Here is an 18,861-nt window from a genome sequence, read left to right on the forward strand (position 1 = left end):
AGCTCCCCATGAAACAATTACACGCATCTGGCGAAGACTATCTGGAAGCAATCCTTGTCCTAAAGAGGAAGAAAGGTATGGTACGCTCCGTAGATGTGGCCCGGCATCTTGATGTATCGAAACCCAGTGTGTGTCATGCGGTCTCTACTTTGAAAGAGGGTGGGTTTCTCATTATGGACGAAGACTCTTTCTTGCACCTGACAGATGTGGGCCGAGAGGTTGCTGAAAAAACCTATGAGAAGCACTGCTTTTTCACCCGCCTGCTGGTGGATGCAGGTGTAGAGCCCAAGACCGCCGAGCAAGATGCCTGCCGCATGGAGCACGCAATCAGCGACGACAGTTTTCAGAAAATAAAATCAGGGCTAAAGGACAAATAAAAGGCGGCCGATCCGTCGAGGCCATTGGGGGTGATAGAGCGGGAAAACTGTTCATATGTACGGTTATGCCCTCCGCCTCCCTGCGGTGCATGGCTTTGTGTATTGATGTTGCGTGCCGTCAAGTGTTCTGGCAGGGTCAATCATAGAGTTGCCCCCTATGGAGTTTGATGTGTTCCATTTGCTTGTCCAGCGGCCCGGACGGGTGTTTTCACAAAGGGAAATCTATGAACTTGTCGATCCTGATTCGTTCGACAGCAGTTGGACGGGTATCTCCAGCATCATTTACGAGTTGCGTCATAAGCTGAACGCTGACTTTATCCAAATCGTGTATGGGTAAGGTTATAAATTTTTGCCGCCGGGACGCCATAATAAAGCCTAACAGGGGGAGCTTCCGATCAAAAGCCCCCCTGTTTTAATATAGTTGCGTGCTTTCTTATACTCCGCACTCTGTATGATGCCGCTTTTTCTTACAAGTTAGAAACTGTCATTTATGTTGATTTGATCAGCTACTAGAACTTACGATGGCATAAAACTTGGGTACATATCAATGTTTTGCTTTAAAGTCTAATAGAATCAATATTAAACCCGTTGCAGCAAGAAGCGCGCTAATGACGTATATCAAAATCGTGATACTTGATGGTTTAGATGTGGCAATGAATCCTAATGTAGCAGTTGCGACAGCAGAAAGCGATGAGCAGATTAGGGAAGCAGAAAATAAAACAGCTGATGCGAGTATGAGCAATGCGCCTACTATTGATTTATTGTTCATAATGATACTCCTCCTTTAGAAACGCCAATTTATAGAATTATTGTACAGACAAACCAAACCGCTGTAAAGCGTTTTTAAGTGGAAACACCATACGCCGTTACAGGCGGCGTCCAGTTTGTAGACCCAGAGCAGGCACCAAAGGATATATCCACAGGTAGGGTTGTCAGAATGTGATAAGTCATGGACGTTCCCCAGTTGGAGCATTGTCGTCGAAACACATAAGTCGCTTGACCTGTGACGAAATTGGTGAAAAATTTACGAGAAGCACTCTTTTTTCACCTGTCTGCTGATAGACTCTGACGCAGAGTACAATACAGCCGAGTGGGATGCCTGTCGAATGGGGCGCGCAATAATCTATCCTTTTTGTATTACTACTGATTATATAATACTGTATATCAGGGGGGCGTGTGGCAATGTACAGTGAGCAGATGTGGCAGAATGCCAAGAAAAAGTGCCGGTTGAACGATGCGGATATCGCCTTGGCCAAGCGTCTGGGGCTGACCTCCCAGAGTCTGATCAAAAATATCCCCAGCAAAAACGAGCCTTGGAACGCCCCGGTTAGTGTATGGCTCTACGAGATGGACGCCAAGCAGCAAAAAAAGACGCCTCAGCGTCAGAAACGCCGAAGCAGACAGGATACAAGCGAGAATTAACGCATCCATTCTGAGAGAGCACCAGGGCGGGTATCTGTACAGATACCCGCCCTGTCTGCTTTTCTGAATAACTTTAGTTGCCCTTATTTCTCAACTGCGATGTAGACGATGTATTCCACCCCTTCATTCTCCAGGGTCCATGTTCCGTCATACTCATCGGCAGGTTCACTACAGCACAATTCAGCACCGTTTTTATCGAAGAGAACCGCCTCCGTCCATGAGGATTCGTCTCGGCAGCCGCAGCACTTCACATCCATTTCTTTCCCATCGGGGAAATGAGCTGTATAGGTGATGGTGTTGTCCTCCCCCTGATAGGCATCCTCTGTATCAGCGTTCAGGTAGTCATTGATCTGATCCATCACGCTGCGCGGAATGGTCAGTACCGTGGCACAGACTATTTTCCCGCTGTACTGGCAAACCTTTTCCTGCCAGATCTGCTTCAGGGTTTCTTCTGCTGCCCGGATGTGATCCAGAACCGGTTGATGCATCCTGACCCCATTATCGTGAAAGTCTACAATCATGTCGCCATGCGCTGTCAGAAGCACATTGGCGAGGACCTCACCCTCTTCATTGTCGTCTGCGCTCTTCCAAGCATCGATGGAAACGGCGGCAAGCAGGTCATGGCCACCATTTGCGCCGTTTTCCACTGCGGGGCCCCAAATATAATCGTGTCTGATTTCTGAAAAATTCATATTCGCATTCCTTCCCTGATGATTCATTATAGGGGATTCTATCAGTTGCAAGGTACAGGCTTGTAACCTGCGGACTCCTTTTGTATGGAAAGCCAACTTCCTGCTCCTGTTGCTCATCACTCTGCTTCCATGAAGCCCAGGATGCGCCACCAACCATCATCGGCTTTAATCAGAACCGCATCGCCCTCCCCACATGCGAGGTTGGCGTGGCAAAATGGGCAGATTTCAATATGCTCTCCACATGGATCATCATTCCAATTCATGACCCAATACTCAGGCTTCTCTATGTGGTTTAGCCAAATCTCCTGATTGGGCGGGAGTCCCTGGCAACGATGAAGGGCCTGTTCCCAGACCATGCAGTATCCATCTGCCAGTTCTTCGCCAAGTCGGCGTCTGTCCGGAGTTCCCGCCAGAATCAGGCGTTCTGGTGGAAGCAGCCTCCATTTTTGAAACATTTGTTCCCGCTTTGCTTGGATATCCAATTCTTTCTGGCACTCAAATAAATCGAATTGTTTCATGTCTCCTCCAGATTTGTTCCAGATATAGTCTGTGCGCATCCGGCCTCACACATAGCATCAGACCAGTGTTCACCAGTATCTCTATCTATCGTCACGTATTCTCTTCTGAATAGTCGTAATCAATGCATCCGTCCGCTTCCGTAATCTGCGGCTCCCGTTCATGAACCAGAACGAACCTGCATTCTCCGTCATGATTGAACTGGCAAGACCGAGATTCGCACTCAAAGCAGCGCTTCCTTAATCCATAGAGCCGCTTTGTCTCCGGTACATAATCCTCGGCACCTCCGTACAGCAGGTAGGCAATGCCCTTGCTATACCGCTGATCAAACCAACTCCATATTTCCTCCCGGTGAATACCGACCCCCCACCCCATGAATGGGGCCTCGATACATTCGGTCTCCGGGTTCATCGGCACATCTCCAAACTCAGCCCAGAGTTTCTCCAGTTCCTCATCCCGGTCGCGCAGAGTCTCTATCTCCTGCAGCCCATCCATCACCGCACAGTAACTACAGTACGGGATGGTCTGATGCAGTTCGTCCATTGTCTCAGTCGCCTGTCTTTTGACTTCATTCATGTTCTTTCTCCTCAAATCCTTTCCTGTTTTAACCCGAAAGCATGGGTTTTGAGATAGCAGATTGCCTCATCTAAAGATGTAAAATCCCGGTGTTCTGAATCCAGAAGAATATATTTACTATCTGCGGGTACACAGTGCTCTGCTTTCTTGAGGTCGATGTGTGTGGAGAACATCATGGAATCCGTTTCGCGGCACAGTCGCCGGAATTCCTCGCTGGACATCTTCATCTTCTCTTCCAATAAAATTGCACGCAGTCTGCTGTTCACAAGGCTGGCACCCAGGCCGATACTGCTGTTGCTGCCGATGCCGTCCTTCTTGGAGTCGATCAGCCATGCCCCGCCGCTCAACCGATTCGAATTAAACCGGATGGTAACATTGATGTGATAGTGGTCCCGCAGGAACTCGGCTTCCCGCATGACAACGGTGTCCAACTCGTTGGAACATCCTCGCCAACCGCCGCCCACAATATAGTTGTGTACAGCAATACCAGGACTGCGGGAAATCTTGGCAAGTCCATCCTTTTGAACAATCTCTGCAGTGCAGCTGGAAACAGCGGGATTCACCTGTTTATTCTCTTTCATACTGTTCACTCCTCCATATAGTCATCGAACACCGGCGCCTCATCGGCTGAAATTGTCTCCCCTTCGCCCTCAACACCGATGAGTTTATCCATGCCGCCATTGCCGACAAAGGCCATGATGCCTCCAAATTTCTTTCCAGCCCTGGCATATATATCCTGCTCGCTAAGTGTTTCATCATCTCTGACTTTGATCCGGACTGAAACTGTAACTTCTGCATGGCCCAACACCCTGATATACTTCGTCTGGTAAGTTCCTCTCGCATGATCGTTTTGCTGGTCCACAGACCGCTGTATGTCCTGATGTTCACCTTTCTGAGCAGTAAGATACTCCCGTACACCATCCGCTTTGATGCGTTCCACAATGGCATCCGGCAAATTGAGGTGCATACAGTCCCATTTGAAATTCGGATTGTCTGCTTTGGTCTCAAGGCTTTCCGCAAGAGATTTCTCCACATCGTCGGGAAAATCTTTCTCCGGGGCTACAAGCCTAAATGCGTGATAAATACCACATTCGCCTTCAAAATATCCGTAGCAAAGTTCAACATTATAAGGCATTCTCATATCTCCTTTTTTGATGTGATCTATATATAATCGGTGTGCCGCAGGGCGCACCGCAGAACAGGGACGCCCCGGCCACAATGACAGCGGGGATCTATATAAAAAAAGCGGCCGATAAACCGATCTATTTCTTGTACAGTGGCCCAGGCTAATCCCGGGCCGGCATCAGGAAACAGAGCAGCATCAGAACCGCTTTGAAAACATATTCGGATGTTCTTTATTTTTCTGTTGACATACAAAAAAGTATGTGTTATACTATACATACAATTTTGTATGTTGGGAGTGCATAGTCATGGACCGAATGATGGACCGAATCAAATACTATCGGCAGCGCAGTGGGCAGACCCAGGCTCAGGTGGCGAACAAACTGGGGATGGCCGTCAGCAATTATCAAAAATATGAGTTAGGAGCGCGGGAGCCATTGGAAAAAAACCTTCCTGCTCTGGCTGATGCACTGGGTTGTTCTGCCTACTCCCTGCAAGAGAGCGACAAGGAGCGATTTATCCGAATATACAATAAATTTGTCCGGGAAGCGGCCATGCATAGATGGGACTCCTATACGTTCAACGCAGAGGAATTTCTGGCGTATGATATCGGTGAAGATATCATGGGATACTTTGTAGAGTATTTTAATCAAATTGAGACAGTAAACCCGGAACTGTATAGAAGATGGCAGTTTGTGACCAACTATCCAGATGCACTGTTTAATGTTTTGGATTTGCTTGAGCAGGCCCAGAAGGCCACTCAACGCGGCGCCTTAGAAGCAGACTTCCGCTCTCTTATCACCAGAGAACACCCGGTATATTTTTGGTACTTCATTATTTTCGGGTATATTTTCCTCGATCTATTCGTCGGTGAAACTTCGTCAGTCAAACTCGCCGCTGATTTTCAGCGGTATATGTGTGAGACCATCAAGGGCTATGAGGAAATCAGTGAGGGCGAGGCTTTTTCCGAGTATATCCACCGGATCTGTATTCCGTTTTTTGACTATGCCTTAACAGCGGTGGAGTATATGGTCGATGAACACGCAACGCTTGAAGTCGCTTTCCAGGAGACTGTTGTAGGCGAACTTTGTGGGGTCGAGATTGCTGATGTAGAACTCTTCCGCCCGGCGCAGCCAGACAGCAGTCCTGTCTGAGACGCAGTTAGGACTATGACGGAGCAACACAGATGCCAGTTTGGTACCCACCACTCCTTTGTATCTGCGCTGCATGTCTGAAAAACAAAAAGTGCCCAAAAGCCAACAGGCTTTCAGACACCGTGTAACACTGTTCACTGTAAACTGCTCAAAGCAATTTCTGAGACTGATTGAAACTATTATACCCTGTGTATGGACAAATGGCAATAGTTTTCCCGCGCCATGACATCCAATTCGATACTTTCCCTCTTGCAATTTCTGATCCATCCCTGTATAATGCAGACATATAGTATCCGTTGTTTGCCCAAAGCAAACAAAGTAACCGTGTTTAAAACTCCCAGAGGTTTATGCCTTTGGGAGTTTTTTTGTTTTCCGGCCCATTGGTGGAACAATTCTAACTTAGGCGGTTCCGTCCACAAGGCACACGAGGCTCTATGCCCGTGTGCCTTTTTATATATAATCCCATAAATGCGAAGAGAGGAGCGGATAAAAACACATAAGAAGAAGTTTTCATCTGAAAATTCACAAAAGAAACGAGGTGCTATGGATGACCCGCGCAAATCTGCTACTGATTCGAGAACTGAATGTCAATGGCGACGGTGACTTTGCTGATGTGATGATTCAGTTGGAGCGCCCCCTCACACCGGAGCAAAAGCGCGCCCTCCGGGTGGAGTTGACCAGGCTCAAGCAAGTTCTGGATGACCCCGACACAGATTCCGTTGTGGAACTTGCTATCCACAATATTTTAGGTTCTGCCGCTGCGCAAAGCGGTTATGACCTCATTGAGTTTTGAAAGAGGTGCTGGAAATGCCCGACGAAAACCAACCCATCGCCATTACGATGGAACGCCTATTGGATTTGACCAACTATATCATCGATCATATGGTCAATGACGCTGGCGGCCATGTCCGCGAGGTGATCGAGACCCTGTCAGACCTTGATTTTACCGAAGAAGAACTGATTGAGGTATTCCATTTCAGCGAAACAGATGTCAAGGTCTGTCTGGCATACGCTGATAAGGACAAGGAGGTGGAATAGCCGTGACCAAGGATAAACTGCGTCTGCTCCTTTTTGATGACTGCAATCGAAACTGTCCCGGCTGCTGCAACCGGGATTGGGACCTCCAAGCTCTCCCGCTCTGTCAGGACTACACACCATATCGTCTCATCATGCTCACAGGCGGTGAACCTATGCTGTATCCGGAGATTATTCGGGAGGCCATCGCAGCAATCCGGAGGCAGACCAATGTGCCTATCTACCTCTATACGGCTATGCCGGAACAACTGGACGCGCTGATGCCACTGTTGGACGGCGTGACGGTGACGCTTCACACACCGGAGGATATCCCGGTATTCCAGTCTTTTGACCGGACTGCCCAGAACCTTACGGGGAAATCGCTTCGGTTGAATGTATTTGATGAAGTCGGAACTGTCATCTGCCGTCCGGAATGGCAGGTGAAGGACCACATGAGGTGGATTCCCAACTGCCCGCTGCCAGAGGGGGAGGTGCTGATGCGGTACCAGCCGTCAAAAAATCCGTAGCCAAGATGGGGGGATACCCAATGAAGAAAATTCAAGTCACCTATTTTTTCGAGGATTCGGGCTTCTGCAAGGATGTCTTCAAGTCAGTAGATATTCCCCATTACTACTACAATCGTGACACTGCAAGCGGAGTGTGGTACACCTCAACACCGGACTATTATGCAAATGACCGCCGTATCCAGCAGGATGTGATCATTGAGGTTGTTGCCGGAGGTCGGGTCATCGCCTTGGACGGCAACGGAGACTTTGAGGGAAAAAGGCCATTTGTCCCTTTCAATGAGTTTGAAAAGTCTCTTGCAAACTCATTTGCAGGACAGCAGCCGAAACTGCGGAGCTATGAGGAAATGAAAGCGAAACTGCTGTCCCTGCCGGGCGGTGAGGCGTATGCTGATCCGCACCGTTACTGGGAAAATTGGGTCTTCAATCTGGATTTCAGGCATGTGACCGAGCAGATCGTAGGCGCCGCCAGTTGGATGGGTGTTGAGTTCCATATCCTTGCAATCCAATATACGCACATTCCTACTGGCTTTGTATTTACAAATTACCGCTTTCGGCCTGCCTCCCTACCCTCGGGAAGCGACAGCCGTGACCTGTTGCTGTATGACTGGCAGGCCGAGGATTTGTCTGCGGCGCTGCCCGATCAAAGCGGAATAAACAAGAACAAGGAGGAGTAAGAGAATGATCCCTAAAATTACACAGGAGCGGCCCAATGTTGCGCCTAAATACTGGTGTGGGACCTGCGGCCATGCGTTACCACCGCCGAATGGCCCTGAAACATGCCCAAACCCGGTGCCATGGAAGTTCTGTTCCATCTGTGGTGAGCCCATCGAGTATGACAAGGCAGAACCTGTCCGGTGGGTTGAACAGAACTGTGAGCGTTGCGGACGCCCGCTGATCCGTAAATCACCTGCGGATATGGCTCCGCCTGATTTTATCGCTTCCCCCGACTATGTGGGTACCTCATTGTGTCGTAACTGCATGGAGGAACACTGCGTACAGACCAATTGCCTACAGTGCGAGATTGGCCATTGGCCAAACTGCCCCTATACCTATATCAAGCGACTAGGCTTGGAAAAACACGCTGATGGAGCGGCAAACAATGAGTGAGAATCATCCCTCAAAGCCTATCAGAAAAGCCGGCCCCACCACCGGCGAACTGGTTTTAGATCGCGGGCTTGCCCTGCATCTGCTGGATCAGATGGATGTGATCCGCCGCAAGCACTCCGGAAGCCTGCCTCCCCCCTGCGACTATTATATGCGCTCTATGGAGGCGGTCATCGCAAGAGCCGCTGATTATGAAAGCCGTAATGAATGGACGGATGCGCTTAAAGTAGATGAGCAAAGCCGGTATTTCCGAGATCTACAACTCGTGGAAACATGTAGTAATTTTTAATCGGAGAAAGAATGGTCTGTGTCCACACAGCCCGTTCTCCAGAAAGGATTTGGTTTATGGAGTACCACTGGTACGAAGATTACTGGGATATCCCCAGACGTTCTCCAAAGGGACACGTTACTGGCAGCGGGTATTATATTACAGGCCGTCTATTGAAATACAAACAGCCATATATCCACACAGATCAGACCGCCTTTCTCCGCACCGAACTGTTTGACATGGGGTACCGGATTTTTCTGCACTATGCGAACGGGGCGGTCATGGAAATCAAGTTGGGAGATAATCCGCAGCCGGTCGGTCCACTCACGGCCTCCAGTGATCTGCAGAGCATTTTGTTCCCCGATGGACATCTCAAACACCCAGTCATATGTTAAGCAACAGACTGGAGTTGGAAGATTATACTCAATGCCTAAATTCAAGCATTTATCTTAATCTGGCACAGGACTGAACAGCACAAAGCGGAGCACGAGGACAGGGTTACACCACTCATGCTCCGCTTTTCCATTTTCTCAGGCACAGTGCTGCTCAGAGAGGCCCCACTTCAACTCATGAAAAGGAGACGCTTGCGGATGGAATCCATAAATCGTCCTATTTACAGGTTTTTTTCGTTCAGGACCTCCGAGAGGATGGCCAGCGAATATGGACACTGTTCCGGCCAAGTTAATCTTCAGACTGGAGAAATTCTGGCCAATATCTCGTATGGGCTGTTCCATTACCCGGAGACTTATCAGTTGAATCTGGCTGATTCCATCAGCCAATTCCCGCATACGACAAAGGAACTTATAATCTGCGCGGCCAGACACGCCGCGAATGAAGAAGGAGTCAGAGGGATGACAAGACGCAGGGTAATCTTTGTCTGTAAAGATGGCCGCCGATACATCACAGAAGAATATAGCGGAGACAGAAGCGAATATGCTGCCCGTGGCCGCTGTCTGGACAGCTGCGATATGGACTGGCCTGAAATCCGGGACATCTTCCAGGAGCCGGCAACCTATACGCAGTTTATCAAGGCCAATTTAAGGGCACAAGCGGCCTACCACTCTTTTCGCAGCGAGAACGGGAACAGTGGTATCGTGCGCAATCTGCGCAAAGGCCGCGAGGGCCCCTATGCTGACAAAATTCTGTTTGTTTACGCAGCACCATTGGCAACTGGGGGCCGGATTTTTGAAACAAACTACACCTGTTTCACCCCCGTACCGGGTCTCCCCTATCCAGCCTGTACTGGCCAAGGTAAGAAACCATGCTTGGAGTGTCCGCTCCGTCAATCCTTTCAAACCGCCGAGTTGGCTCAGTTGCAGGCGGAGCACAACTGGCCCAGGGCAGTCCACACCGATGGCGATGACGCCTATCTGATCGGCTCCCAGAGCAATCAAGCCGGTCTGGTACCCGTGTATCTGTTCCCGGACTGTCAATGTGCGCTATCTAGCGAGACACTGTATCCGGCAGAGGAATATTACCGACTACGCGAGATTTTGCGGAATGATCCCTCCGCATTTGATGACCAGTGTGATCTATTCCGCTCCTATCCTCTTGACTGGTATAAGGAATTGGCCCTTTACGCTATGAGGTGTGTGGCGCGAACACACGGTTCACCGATGGCAGAATCCGTCCATGACCAAAGTGGACAGACCGCCCACGACATCAGCAAAGCAATCTTCGAGGAGCAGGATCTCTTTGATCCATATACTGATGCGGCGTTTCTGGCCGCCGCCGAGCGAATCCTGCCGTGGTATATCCGCCGCTACGTAAATAGATGAATAGGAGATACTATAATGGGTACAGAATTGATTCGATCCGTAACGGTGCAAAAGAATAATGTCTATCTGACTTCCAAGAGCAATAATGATGACCAGCCATACCGCTTTTGGCACTGCGAAAGTCTCTCAGAGGTCTATCGGAAGGAGGGGCTTCCCGGCCTGGACCGCGAGGTAATCCGTATGCTTTGCGAGTATGCACAGTTGGTCGGCAACCATAAAAGCATCGCCCGGTACCGTTCTGCGCTGAGGAGTAAGAAAGCCACCCAAATCCACCAGCAATTCATAGCCAAACTGAACGCTGCTTATTCTTTGCTGAGCGATGAGGATAAGGCTCATCTCTATTTTGCTCAAACTGCGGCCGCTAAACGGTTCAGACAGACGGAGCGAATGTTGCTGGACCAGAAATATACTGCTATGGCGCAACTCTGCAGAAAAGATACAGGTGAGTCGATCCAGGCGCCGATTTCCACAGGCCGAGGTGATTTGGCATGAACAAACAAATCAAGGAAGCCCTCGCTCTGGAGCAGCAGGCACAGCAGTTCCTTTCGGCTCTGAAGAACGAGATTGGAGCGGCCATCGAGGCTACGGATCCGATGCCCGGAGTACAGATCAGCGGGACGCATCCAATCTATGCAGTCGTAAATTTATCGGCTCTCCACCGGCACAGCCTGGCGCCCAATGTTTATATTCCTTCGGCACAGGCGGATGCAGTCCGCAGCAAACTTGCACCAAAGCAGACAGTACAGGGGCTTCTGGAGGCACTGGAAGATATGACCGAGAAGCAGGCTGCCTGTTTCCCCAACAACGGCACCGTCCTGCTCAACGACAAAACAGTCGGTGCGCTGCGCCAATACCTCCATTCCGCTGTTGAGGAGGATGCAGAGCATGGCTAAATTGACAAAAGCCCAGGCCAAACTTCACGAGAAGGCAGTGAAGTTGCTACAGTGCAAGGAATTGAGCGAAGCCGACACACGCTTTGTTTTTAATCACTACCGCGAAGACGCCAACCATATCAATAGTACAGCAGGAGCCTTTTTTACACCATACGGACTGGCCCGTGACTTTAGGCTGCATATCCCGCTCAATTACAAAGACCACGTCAAACTCATCGATCTCTGCGCTGGTATCGGCATACTCAGTTATATGGCGGCACGTGCTTGCGATAATCATAACCAGTGCAGTGTGGAAATCACATGCATTGAAATCAATCAAGATTATGTAGATGTTGGAAAACAACTTCTGCCAGAAGCAACATGGATCTGCAGCGACGCCCTCGATCCGGCTCTGCTCAGTAGTCTTGGGCATTTCGACTGCGCCATCTCAAATCCGCCATTCGGGCGCATCCACTCTCCATACCGTAGGAATTACAGCAGCAGTCAGTTTGAGTATATGGTCATTGAGGCTGCTGCTTCAATTGCCGACGCAGGTGTTTTTATCATCCCCCAGATAAGCGCGCCATTTGTTTACAGTGGCACAAATAATGTGCGCTGGCGGGAGACAGGCCCCGCTCGTCTATTTGAGCAACAGACAGGTATTGAACTGGATTTTAATGTCGGGATCGACACATCACAATACCAGGCTGATTGGCATGGGACATCCCCACACTGCGAAATCGTCTGCTGTGATTTTACCAAGCGTACCGGTCAGTTGACCATGATGCCGCTGAATATAGGAATTGCCTAATTTGTTGTCAAAGATTTCTGAAAGAGCCGGGGACCTTGTTAACGATGTCCCCGGCTCTTTTTTATTTCTGTTTTTTGAGTTTCTTTCCTCCTCGTTTGATTGACCGAAAGGGAAACAAATGGACAGTATAGAGTCCTCAGGAATAACACCTACAATCTCTATAACACACTGCAACTAAAGGAGAATAGTTCTCTAACATTTCTTTCTACGGTCAAAAGTCCGGAAGTCTCTGTCGTTCAAAAGACTTCCGGACTTCGCCATTTTACTTTTTCTTATGCTTCGCTGTTCAGCTTCCACCGGGCACTCTCGCTCTGGAGCTCCACCATGCGGCGGTAGAGGCCGCCGCGCTCCATCAGCTCCGCCGGAGTTCCCTGCTCGGCTACATGACCGTTTTCCAGCACCACGATGTGGTCCGCCCCGGCCACGGTTCGCATCCGGTGGGCGATAACCAACACCGTCTTGCCGGCCAGCAGGCGGGAGAGGGCGCCCTGCACCTTGGTCTCGTTCTCCACATCCAGGCTGGCGGTGGCCTCGTCCAGCAGGACGATGGGGGCGTTCTTCAAAAGCGCCCGGGCAATGGAGATGCGCTGCCGCTCCCCGCCGGAGAGCTTCGCCCCGTTTTCTCCGATGGGGGTGTCATAGCCCTGGGGCAGTCGGCGGATGAACTCCCCGCAGTTAGCGGCCTCCGCCGCGGCCCGCACCTCTTCGTCGGTGGCGCCCCGCTTGCCCAGGCGGATGTTCTCCATCACGGTATCGTCAAAGAGCACCACATCCTGGAACACCATGGAGTAGTCGGTCAGCAGCGCCTCCGGGTCCACGGTGGAGATGTCCACGTCGCCTACCCGGATGGTGCCCTCCGTAACATCCCACAGCCGGGCGGCCAGCCGGGCGCAGGTGCTCTTGCCGGAGCCAGAGGGCCCCACCAGAGCGGTCACTTCACCCTCCCGGGCGGTAAAGTTCACACCGTCCAGTACCTTCTTCTTGTCGTAGGCGAAGCCCACATGGTCGAACACAATGTCGTGGCCCTTGGGCTGGAAACGCTCCACTCCCTCGGCGGTGGGGGTGTTATAGATTTCGTTCATGCGGTCGGCAGACACCTGGGACACGAACAGCTCTGCAATGAGGGCCAAGCTCTGGTCGAAGGGGGCGTACACACGGGTGATGACCAGCAGGAACAAAAACAGCAGCATGAAGTCGATCTGTCCGGAGACGATCAGGCTGGCCCCCGCCAGGATGGTGGTGGCGACCCCCAGGCGCATGATGACGCTGGCCGCATTGACAAAGATGCCGGTGCCCAGCTCGCCCTGGATGGTGACCTTCTCATGGTCGTCGATCTTCTGGTTGAGCCCGGCCAGATAGCGCACCTCCTGGTTGGTGGCGCGGATCTCCCGGACGTTTTCCAACGCCTCCTGGATGCCGTCGGAGACACGGATTGCGGCCTGTTTCGTCCGCTCCGAGGCCCGGGCGGAGATCTTCCGGGTGCCGAACAGCAGGCCGAAGGCCACCGGCACCCCCCACAGGCAGGCGATAGTCAGCCGCCAGTCATATACCAGCAGGCAAACCGCGATAATGGCCGTGGAGATGTAGGCGCCGTACAGGTATCCCAGCACATGGGACCAGACGTGCTCCATGCGGTTCACATCGCCCATGAGGGTCTCGGTCAGGTCCGCCAGATCCCGCTTGCCGAAGTAGCCCAAGGGCAGCTTGCGCAGCCGCTCCGCCAGGCTGAGGCGGGTGGACTTCACCTCGTTGTAGACCAGGCCGTAAGTGGCGTGGTACTGCTGCAGGTGGGTCACAAAGGACAGAATGACGAACGCGATTACCAGCCCAAGAAAGAGCGCCGGGCCGGGCAGCGGCGCTCCATCTGTCAGGGTCCCAATCAAAGTATTCATGAACAGGTACAGGATGCCCATGCCGCCCATGACGACCAGATTGACAATGACCGTCCAGAAGGCGCCCTTTTTGGTGTTTTTCACGCCCTGGTCGGTAAGGGCGTATTTGCGTTGAAAGTTTTTGCCGAACATCTTCTTCACCCCTCTCTCACTGTTCGCTGGTGATCTTCCACTGGACCGCCTGGTTGTAATCCGCCCACATCCGGGCATAGAGGCCGCCGGCGGCGGTCAGCTCCTGATGGGAGCCCTGTTCCACGATACGGCCCTCCTCCAGCACCAGGATCTTGTCCGCCCCCACGACCGTGGACAGGCGGTGGGCGATCATGATAACGGTGCGGCCCCGGGTCAGCTCGGAGAACGCCTTTTGGATCAGCGCCTCGTTCTCGGGGTCCGCGAAAGCGGTGGCCTCATCCAGGACCACGATGGGCGCATCCTTTAAGATGGCCCGGGCCAGGGCGATGCGCTGTTGCTCGCCGCCGGAGAGATAGGTCCCCTCGGAGCCGATCAGGGTGTCCATGCCCTGGGGCAGCTTCTCCAGAATGTCCCCGCACTGGGCGGCCATCAGCGCCGAGAGCACCTGCTCCCGGGTGGCGTTGGGGCGGGCAGCCCGGACATTTTCAAAGATGGATGCTTTGAACAGGCGGCTGTTCTGGAACACAAAGGCGATCTGATCCATGAGCACATGGGAATCGATCTGCCGTACATCCACGCCGCCCACTTTCACCGCACCGGAGGTGGCGTCCCAGAAGCGGGGGATCAGGCTGGCGGCGGTGGTCTTGCCGCCGCCGGAGGGCCCCACCAGAGCCACGGTCTGCCCCGGCTCCGCTGTGAAGGAGACATGGGAGAGGGCGGGTGTCTCCGCGCCGTCGTAAGTAAAGCTCACATTCTCAAATTCCACACGGCTGTTCTGAGGTTTTTGCGGATGGTCCGGATTTTTCAGTTCAGGAGCGCCCATGACTTGGTCGATGCGGCCCAGGGCGGTGCCGGCCAGCATCATGCCCGATGCGGCGAACATGATCTTGGCAAGGGCTGTGGAGATGATGGCGGAGAACACTGCGTAAAAGGCAAAGTTTGTGACAAATCCTGCGAAGTCGCTGCCGGCCAGGGCACTAGGCGCCAGGAACAGGGCCGCCGGAACCAGGAACACAAAGGCGCCCTCGGTGAAGGTCAGGTTGATGGACTGGGGGACCCGGCAGACCTTGGCCTGAAAATATTCGGATTTGTCACTATAATCCTCGATGGCCTGCTGGAACGCCTTGAAGGAATAGACGGTCTGCTGGAAGATCTTGACCACCGGGACGCCACGGACATACTCGGTGCCTGCCTTGGTCATACGGTCCTGGGCCGCCTGGTATTCCGCCATCAGCTTGGCGTTGTTGCCGCCCATCATGGAGAACATGGCCACAATGGAGATCACCGCAGCCAGCAGGCAGGCCGCGCCCATCCTCCAGTCAAAGATGAACATCATCACCAGCATGGCGATGAACAACGTGATGGTGCCCACGATGTCCGCCAGGTTGTGGGCCAGCAGGGTCTCCGTGTCGGCCGCCGCCGCGTCCAGCCGCCCGCGGATGAGGCCGGAGGCGTTGGAATCGAAGAAGCCCAGCGGGGCCTTCATCACATGGGCCACACCCTGCTTGCGGATGTTGGCGGCCGTGCGGAAGGCAGCCAGATGGGTACACATCAATCCCGCAAAATACAGGATGATGCCGGCCACCGCAAAGGCGAACGCCAGCCAGCCGTATTGGGCGACGCTCTGCGCCTTCGTCCAGTCCGGCGCCACCGCGATCAGGTCCCGGGCTGCCAGCCAGATGCAGATGTAGGGTGCCATGCTCAGCAGCATGGACACCGCCGACAGGGCCAGGCCCAGAAAGGTCAGGCCCTTGTGGTTGCCTGCGTAGTCCAACAGGACGGCCACATCACTCTTTTTCTTCTGCTTCATGAAAAAACCTCCTTCTCGAAGTTAGCATAAACTAACCTATTTCCAAAAAGATAGGGGATCATTCCCCCATCAGTTTTGACCAACCAGCCGTATAAAACGCCTGCAGCTGCTCCACATCCCGCAGGGCCTGTTCATAGGGCATATCGTGGATGACCACCTCGAAGATGGCGTTGAACATCCCGCTGGCGATGATATGGCACAGGGATCGGCTCATCTGTGGGATGTCCCGTCCCATGCGGCGTAGTACCCCCATGTACCGGAGGGTATACTCCACCTCTACTTCCACCATGTTGTGGACGAAGTGCTCATAGCTGGTCCCCTCCGCGCAGCACAGGAGCAGCTTCACTGGCTCCCGGTGCTGGCAGATATAGCCCACCATCCAAGCAACATGGTCTCTGGACTCTACACCCATGTGCTTAGGCTGTTCCTCTTCAGGCAGATCGGCAAAGGTGGTCTGGGCCTCCATAAAACGACTCATGAGCATAGAAGCGTGAGGCTCTACGATGGCGGTGAACAGGGCCTCCTTGCTGGAGAAGTAGCCGTAAAAGGCCCCGGTAGTGACACCGGCATTTTTCACGATCTGCCGCAGGGAGGCGCCCAAAAAGCCCTTCTTCAGGAACTCTGCCAAAGCGGCCTCTTGGATCTTTTCCAGGGTGGTGGCGGAATTTTCCTCCATGTTTTGCCTCACCCCTCTATAACATCGTTATATAACGATGCTATTTTACTCTTCGACCTTGAACTTGTCAACACAAATGTAAATGGACAAGGGCTGCGGCCTGTTTCAGAAAATCTCAAGCGCCGCTTGACGCATCTCTCTGAAAGTTGTATAATTTCAAGTAGTTAGTTATTGCTAACCAGTGAAATTATGAATGGAGGTATCCCTATGTCCCTGATTCAAAAAGAAATTGCCGATTTCTCTGTCCAGTGCTACCAGAATAACGCCTTTCACGCCGTTACCAAGGCGGATGTACTGGGAAAGTGGAGCGTGTTTTTCTTCTATCCCGCCGACTTCACCTTTGTGTGCCCCACGGAGCTGGAGGACCTGGCAAATAAGTACGCCGAGTTCCAGGCGGCCGGCTGTGAGATCTACGCAGTTTCCTGCGATACCCACTTTGTCCATAAGGCGTGGCATGACGCCTCCGAGCGTATCCAGAAGATCCAGTATCCCATGCTGGCCGATCCCACGCATTGTCTGGCAAAGGATTTTGAGGTCTACATCGAAGCCGACGGCGTGGCAGAGCGGGGCAGCTTCATCGTCAACCCCGAGGGAAAAATTGTGGCCTACGAGGTCAACGCCGGCAATGTGGGCCGGAACGCCGACGAGCTGCTGCGGAAGGTGCAGGCCTGCCAGTTCGTGGCGGAGCACGGAGACGAGGTGTGCCCGGCGAAGTGGCAGCCCGGCGCCGAGACCCTGAAGCCCAGTTTGGACCTGGTGGGCCAGCTTTAAGCCATGGAGCAGACGGCAAATTTCTACGATGTCGTGGTCATCGGCGGCGGTCCAGCAGGACTTACCGCCGCCCTCTATCTTGCTCGGGCCCGCTACCGGGTGTTGGTCGTGGAGAAGGATCACTTCGGCGGGCAGATCACCATTACCTCGGAAGTGGTGAACTATCCCGGCGTGGGCAGGACCAGCGGGACGGAACTTACCGAGACCATGCGGAAGCAGGCGGAGGGCTTCGGCGCTGAATTTCTGCTGGCCGAGGTCACTGGTCTGGAGCTCTCCGGCGATGTAAAGACCGTCCGCACCGGCCGGGGCGATTTGAAGTGCTTCGGCATTCTCCTGGCAACCGGCGCCCATCCCCGCATGGTGGGCTTCCAGGGTGAGGAGCAATTCCGCGGTCGGGGCGTGGCTTACTGCGCCACCTGCGACGGCGAGTTCTTCACCGGGAAGGATGTCTTTGTGGTGGGCGGCGGCTTCGCTGCGGCTGAGGAGAGCGTGTTCCTGACCAAGTACGCCCGCCAGGTGACCATCCTCATCCGGGGAGACGACTTCACCTGCGCCCAGGCAACAGCGGACGCAGCCAGAAGCCACGAGAAGATCACCGTCCTCACCAACACAGAGGTGGAGGAGGTCTCCGGTGACACTTCTCTCCGCTATCTCCGGTACCGGAATACCAAAACCGGTCAAGTGACCAAGCACCACGCGGCAGACGGAGAAACCTTCGGCGTGTTCGTCTTTGCCGGTTATGAGCCGGCTACGGAGCTGGTGCGCGGCCTGGCTGAATTGAATGACCAGGGCTATATCCTCACAGACCGGAGCCAAAAAACAACTGCGGACGGCCTGTACGCCGCGGGTGATGTATGCGTCAAGCCTCTGCGTCAGGTCGTCACCGCCGTGGGAGACGGCGCCCTTGCCGCCACGGAGCTGGAACGCCTGTGCGCCGCCATGCAGGAAAAGACTGGCATCCATCCCAATGCTCCGGTGAGCCGGACAGCAGAAACGGCGGCTTCCACCGAAACAAGCAGCACGCTTTTTACGGGGGATATGCTGGCCCAGCTCCATACGGTGTTCGCCCGGATGTCCTCGCCTCTGATCCTGCGGCTGTATCTGGACGAAACGCCTCTTTCGGCTGAACTGAAGCAGTATATGGAAGAACTGGCGACGCAGAGCAGCAAGCTCTCAGTGGAGACAGGGGCGGCCGAAGAGATGGAACACCTGCCCTGTGTCCGGGTCTGCCGGCCGGATGGGAGCTGGACGGGCCTCGCTTTCCATGGGGTCCCCGGCGGCCACGAGTTCACCTCCTATTACAATGTATTTACGGTTGAAGGCACGGCAGCCAGCCGTGTCTTTTTC

General features: G+C 53.1%; 25 protein-coding genes. 16 read left to right on the top strand and 9 right to left on the bottom strand.

Annotation, left to right across the window (positions count from 1 at the left end; translation table 11 throughout):
* Positions 1 to 8 precede the first annotated feature (8 nt).
* Positions 9 to 377 (top strand): metal-dependent transcriptional regulator, encoded by a 369-nt coding sequence (locus NE584_RS07845; protein WP_055179962.1) that lies wholly within the window; start codon positions 9 to 11, stop codon positions 375 to 377.
* 112 nt (positions 378 to 489) lie between these two features.
* Positions 490 to 714: a helix-turn-helix domain-containing protein gene (locus tag NE584_RS07850; RefSeq protein ID WP_256182568.1), complete on the top strand. Its 225-nt coding sequence runs from the start codon at positions 490 to 492 to the stop codon at positions 712 to 714.
* A 207-nt stretch (positions 715 to 921) separates the two neighbouring features.
* Here the strand turns inward: NE584_RS07850 and NE584_RS07855 are convergent, their stop codons facing one another.
* Positions 922 to 1,146 carry a hypothetical protein gene (locus NE584_RS07855; protein WP_145984970.1) on the bottom strand — a complete coding sequence of 75 codons (225 nt, stop codon included), beginning with the start codon at positions 1,144 to 1,146 and terminating at the stop codon, positions 922 to 924.
* Positions 1,147 to 1,559: 413 nt separating this feature from the next.
* Between NE584_RS07855 and NE584_RS07860 the strand changes: the two genes are divergently transcribed.
* Complete coding sequence (locus tag NE584_RS07860; RefSeq protein WP_055179956.1) at positions 1,560 to 1,799, top strand: hypothetical protein; 240 nt, start codon at positions 1,560 to 1,562, stop codon at positions 1,797 to 1,799.
* A gap of 83 nt (positions 1,800 to 1,882) precedes the next feature.
* Here the strand turns inward: NE584_RS07860 and NE584_RS07865 are convergent, their stop codons facing one another.
* The 5 genes from NE584_RS07865 to NE584_RS07885 form a co-directional block, all read right to left on the bottom strand.
* On the bottom strand, positions 1,883 to 2,491 hold the full coding sequence (locus NE584_RS07865; RefSeq protein WP_145984969.1) for a hypothetical protein: 609 nt from the start codon (positions 2,489 to 2,491) through the stop codon (positions 1,883 to 1,885).
* 116 nt (positions 2,492 to 2,607) lie between these two features.
* On the bottom strand, positions 2,608 to 3,009 hold the full coding sequence (locus NE584_RS07870) for a hypothetical protein (RefSeq protein ID WP_055179952.1): 402 nt from the start codon (positions 3,007 to 3,009) through the stop codon (positions 2,608 to 2,610).
* 91 nt (positions 3,010 to 3,100) lie between these two features.
* Entirely contained in the window at positions 3,101 to 3,583 is a 483-nt protein-coding gene (locus tag NE584_RS07875; protein WP_070103839.1) for a hypothetical protein, read from the bottom strand.
* A gap of 11 nt (positions 3,584 to 3,594) precedes the next feature.
* Positions 3,595 to 4,164: a hypothetical protein gene (locus NE584_RS07880; protein WP_055179949.1), complete on the bottom strand. Its 570-nt coding sequence runs from the start codon at positions 4,162 to 4,164 to the stop codon at positions 3,595 to 3,597.
* Between the two features lie 5 nt (positions 4,165 to 4,169).
* Positions 4,170 to 4,718 carry a hypothetical protein gene (locus NE584_RS07885; RefSeq protein WP_055179948.1) on the bottom strand — a complete coding sequence of 183 codons (549 nt, stop codon included), beginning with the start codon at positions 4,716 to 4,718 and terminating at the stop codon, positions 4,170 to 4,172.
* Positions 4,719 to 5,013: 295 nt separating this feature from the next.
* Between NE584_RS07885 and NE584_RS07890 the strand changes: the two genes are divergently transcribed.
* The 11 genes from NE584_RS07890 to NE584_RS07940 all read left to right on the top strand — a co-directional run bounded on the left by NE584_RS07890 (position 5,014) and on the right by NE584_RS07940 (position 12,233).
* Positions 5,014 to 5,859, top strand: a complete 846-nt coding sequence (locus tag NE584_RS07890) for a helix-turn-helix domain-containing protein (RefSeq protein ID WP_055179946.1) — start codon at positions 5,014 to 5,016, stop codon at positions 5,857 to 5,859.
* 547 nt (positions 5,860 to 6,406) lie between these two features.
* Complete coding sequence (locus NE584_RS07895; RefSeq protein WP_055179944.1) at positions 6,407 to 6,652, top strand: hypothetical protein; 246 nt, start codon at positions 6,407 to 6,409, stop codon at positions 6,650 to 6,652.
* A gap of 14 nt (positions 6,653 to 6,666) precedes the next feature.
* Entirely contained in the window at positions 6,667 to 6,897 is a 231-nt protein-coding gene (locus NE584_RS07900; protein WP_055179942.1) for a hypothetical protein, read from the top strand.
* A 2-nt stretch (positions 6,898 to 6,899) separates the two neighbouring features.
* A complete protein-coding gene (locus NE584_RS07905; protein WP_055179940.1) occupies positions 6,900 to 7,400 on the top strand; it encodes a radical SAM protein in 501 nt (166 codons plus the stop codon).
* 20 nt (positions 7,401 to 7,420) lie between these two features.
* Positions 7,421 to 8,074, top strand: coding sequence for a hypothetical protein (locus NE584_RS07910; RefSeq protein WP_055179938.1), 654 nt, complete (start codon positions 7,421 to 7,423; stop codon positions 8,072 to 8,074).
* A gap of 425 nt (positions 8,075 to 8,499) precedes the next feature.
* Positions 8,500 to 8,793, top strand: a complete 294-nt coding sequence (locus tag NE584_RS07915) for a hypothetical protein (RefSeq protein WP_145984968.1) — start codon at positions 8,500 to 8,502, stop codon at positions 8,791 to 8,793.
* A gap of 56 nt (positions 8,794 to 8,849) precedes the next feature.
* Positions 8,850 to 9,167, top strand: a complete 318-nt coding sequence (locus NE584_RS07920; RefSeq protein ID WP_055179934.1) for a hypothetical protein — start codon at positions 8,850 to 8,852, stop codon at positions 9,165 to 9,167.
* 252 nt (positions 9,168 to 9,419) lie between these two features.
* Positions 9,420 to 10,550, top strand: coding sequence for a hypothetical protein (locus NE584_RS07925; protein ID WP_145984967.1), 1,131 nt, complete (start codon positions 9,420 to 9,422; stop codon positions 10,548 to 10,550).
* 15 nt (positions 10,551 to 10,565) lie between these two features.
* The gene (locus NE584_RS07930; RefSeq protein WP_055179930.1) at positions 10,566 to 11,042 is read left to right on the top strand and encodes a hypothetical protein; all 477 of its coding nucleotides are present in this window, start codon (positions 10,566 to 10,568) and stop codon (positions 11,040 to 11,042) included.
* On the top strand, positions 11,039 to 11,443 hold the full coding sequence (locus tag NE584_RS07935; protein WP_055179928.1) for a hypothetical protein: 405 nt from the start codon (positions 11,039 to 11,041) through the stop codon (positions 11,441 to 11,443). The genes NE584_RS07930 and NE584_RS07935 overlap by 4 nt, the downstream gene beginning before the upstream one ends.
* Entirely contained in the window at positions 11,436 to 12,233 is a 798-nt protein-coding gene (locus NE584_RS07940; RefSeq protein ID WP_055179926.1) for a methyltransferase, read from the top strand. Before NE584_RS07935 ends, NE584_RS07940 begins: the two co-directional genes overlap by 8 nt.
* Before the next feature lie 272 nt (positions 12,234 to 12,505).
* Here the strand turns inward: NE584_RS07940 and NE584_RS07945 are convergent, their stop codons facing one another.
* The 3 genes from NE584_RS07945 to NE584_RS07955 are packed head-to-tail and all read right to left on the bottom strand — an operon-like array spanning position 12,506 to position 16,743.
* Positions 12,506 to 14,257, bottom strand: a complete 1,752-nt coding sequence (locus NE584_RS07945; RefSeq protein ID WP_101693836.1) for an ABC transporter ATP-binding protein — start codon at positions 14,255 to 14,257, stop codon at positions 12,506 to 12,508.
* 16 nt (positions 14,258 to 14,273) lie between these two features.
* Complete coding sequence (locus tag NE584_RS07950) at positions 14,274 to 16,067, bottom strand: ABC transporter ATP-binding protein (RefSeq protein WP_101693837.1); 1,794 nt, start codon at positions 16,065 to 16,067, stop codon at positions 14,274 to 14,276.
* A 58-nt stretch (positions 16,068 to 16,125) separates the two neighbouring features.
* A complete protein-coding gene (locus tag NE584_RS07955) occupies positions 16,126 to 16,743 on the bottom strand; it encodes a TetR/AcrR family transcriptional regulator (protein ID WP_055179922.1) in 618 nt (205 codons plus the stop codon).
* A 207-nt stretch (positions 16,744 to 16,950) separates the two neighbouring features.
* On the opposite strand from NE584_RS07955, the gene ahpC reads away from it, so the two are divergent.
* Both ahpC and NE584_RS07965 read left to right on the top strand, forming a co-directional pair.
* Complete coding sequence (ahpC, locus tag NE584_RS07960) at positions 16,951 to 17,514, top strand: alkyl hydroperoxide reductase subunit C (protein WP_050624351.1); 564 nt, start codon at positions 16,951 to 16,953, stop codon at positions 17,512 to 17,514.
* 3 nt (positions 17,515 to 17,517) lie between these two features.
* The coding region (locus NE584_RS07965) for an FAD-dependent oxidoreductase (protein ID WP_256182569.1) at positions 17,518 to 18,861 on the top strand (1,344 nt) is incomplete at its 3' end.

The sequence above is a fragment of the Clostridium sp. DFI.5.61 genome (assembly GCF_024462915.1).
GTDB lineage: Bacteria > Bacillota > Clostridia > Oscillospirales > Oscillospiraceae > Lawsonibacter > Lawsonibacter asaccharolyticus.

What these genes read in the sequence shown, in the direction of transcription:
- NE584_RS07845 (WP_055179962.1), top strand. Translation starts at nt 9, where the DNA reads ATGAAACAATTACACGCATCTGGCGAAGACTATCTGGAAGCAATCCTT.
- NE584_RS07855 (WP_145984970.1), bottom strand. Translation starts at nt 1,146, where the DNA reads ATGAACAATAAATCAATAGTAGGCGCATTGCTCATACTCGCATCAGCT.
- NE584_RS07860 (WP_055179956.1), top strand. Translation starts at nt 1,560, where the DNA reads ATGTACAGTGAGCAGATGTGGCAGAATGCCAAGAAAAAGTGCCGGTTG.
- NE584_RS07865 (WP_145984969.1), bottom strand. Translation starts at nt 2,491, where the DNA reads ATGAATTTTTCAGAAATCAGACACGATTATATTTGGGGCCCCGCAGTG.
- NE584_RS07870 (WP_055179952.1), bottom strand. Translation starts at nt 3,009, where the DNA reads ATGAAACAATTCGATTTATTTGAGTGCCAGAAAGAATTGGATATCCAA.
- NE584_RS07875 (WP_070103839.1), bottom strand. Translation starts at nt 3,583, where the DNA reads ATGAATGAAGTCAAAAGACAGGCGACTGAGACAATGGACGAACTGCAT.
- NE584_RS07880 (WP_055179949.1), bottom strand. Translation starts at nt 4,164, where the DNA reads ATGAAAGAGAATAAACAGGTGAATCCCGCTGTTTCCAGCTGCACTGCA.
- NE584_RS07885 (WP_055179948.1), bottom strand. Translation starts at nt 4,718, where the DNA reads ATGCCTTATAATGTTGAACTTTGCTACGGATATTTTGAAGGCGAATGT.
- NE584_RS07890 (WP_055179946.1), top strand. Translation starts at nt 5,014, where the DNA reads ATGGACCGAATGATGGACCGAATCAAATACTATCGGCAGCGCAGTGGG.
- NE584_RS07895 (WP_055179944.1), top strand. Translation starts at nt 6,407, where the DNA reads ATGACCCGCGCAAATCTGCTACTGATTCGAGAACTGAATGTCAATGGC.
- NE584_RS07900 (WP_055179942.1), top strand. Translation starts at nt 6,667, where the DNA reads ATGCCCGACGAAAACCAACCCATCGCCATTACGATGGAACGCCTATTG.
- NE584_RS07910 (WP_055179938.1), top strand. Translation starts at nt 7,421, where the DNA reads ATGAAGAAAATTCAAGTCACCTATTTTTTCGAGGATTCGGGCTTCTGC.
- NE584_RS07915 (WP_145984968.1), top strand. Translation starts at nt 8,500, where the DNA reads ATGAGTGAGAATCATCCCTCAAAGCCTATCAGAAAAGCCGGCCCCACC.
- NE584_RS07920 (WP_055179934.1), top strand. Translation starts at nt 8,850, where the DNA reads ATGGAGTACCACTGGTACGAAGATTACTGGGATATCCCCAGACGTTCT.
- NE584_RS07925 (WP_145984967.1), top strand. Translation starts at nt 9,420, where the DNA reads ATGGCCAGCGAATATGGACACTGTTCCGGCCAAGTTAATCTTCAGACT.
- NE584_RS07930 (WP_055179930.1), top strand. Translation starts at nt 10,566, where the DNA reads ATGGGTACAGAATTGATTCGATCCGTAACGGTGCAAAAGAATAATGTC.
- NE584_RS07935 (WP_055179928.1), top strand. Translation starts at nt 11,039, where the DNA reads ATGAACAAACAAATCAAGGAAGCCCTCGCTCTGGAGCAGCAGGCACAG.
- NE584_RS07940 (WP_055179926.1), top strand. Translation starts at nt 11,436, where the DNA reads ATGGCTAAATTGACAAAAGCCCAGGCCAAACTTCACGAGAAGGCAGTG.
- NE584_RS07945 (WP_101693836.1), bottom strand. Translation starts at nt 14,257, where the DNA reads ATGTTCGGCAAAAACTTTCAACGCAAATACGCCCTTACCGACCAGGGC.
- NE584_RS07950 (WP_101693837.1), bottom strand. Translation starts at nt 16,067, where the DNA reads ATGAAGCAGAAGAAAAAGAGTGATGTGGCCGTCCTGTTGGACTACGCA.
- NE584_RS07955 (WP_055179922.1), bottom strand. Translation starts at nt 16,743, where the DNA reads ATGGAGGAAAATTCCGCCACCACCCTGGAAAAGATCCAAGAGGCCGCT.
- ahpC (WP_050624351.1), top strand. Translation starts at nt 16,951, where the DNA reads ATGTCCCTGATTCAAAAAGAAATTGCCGATTTCTCTGTCCAGTGCTAC.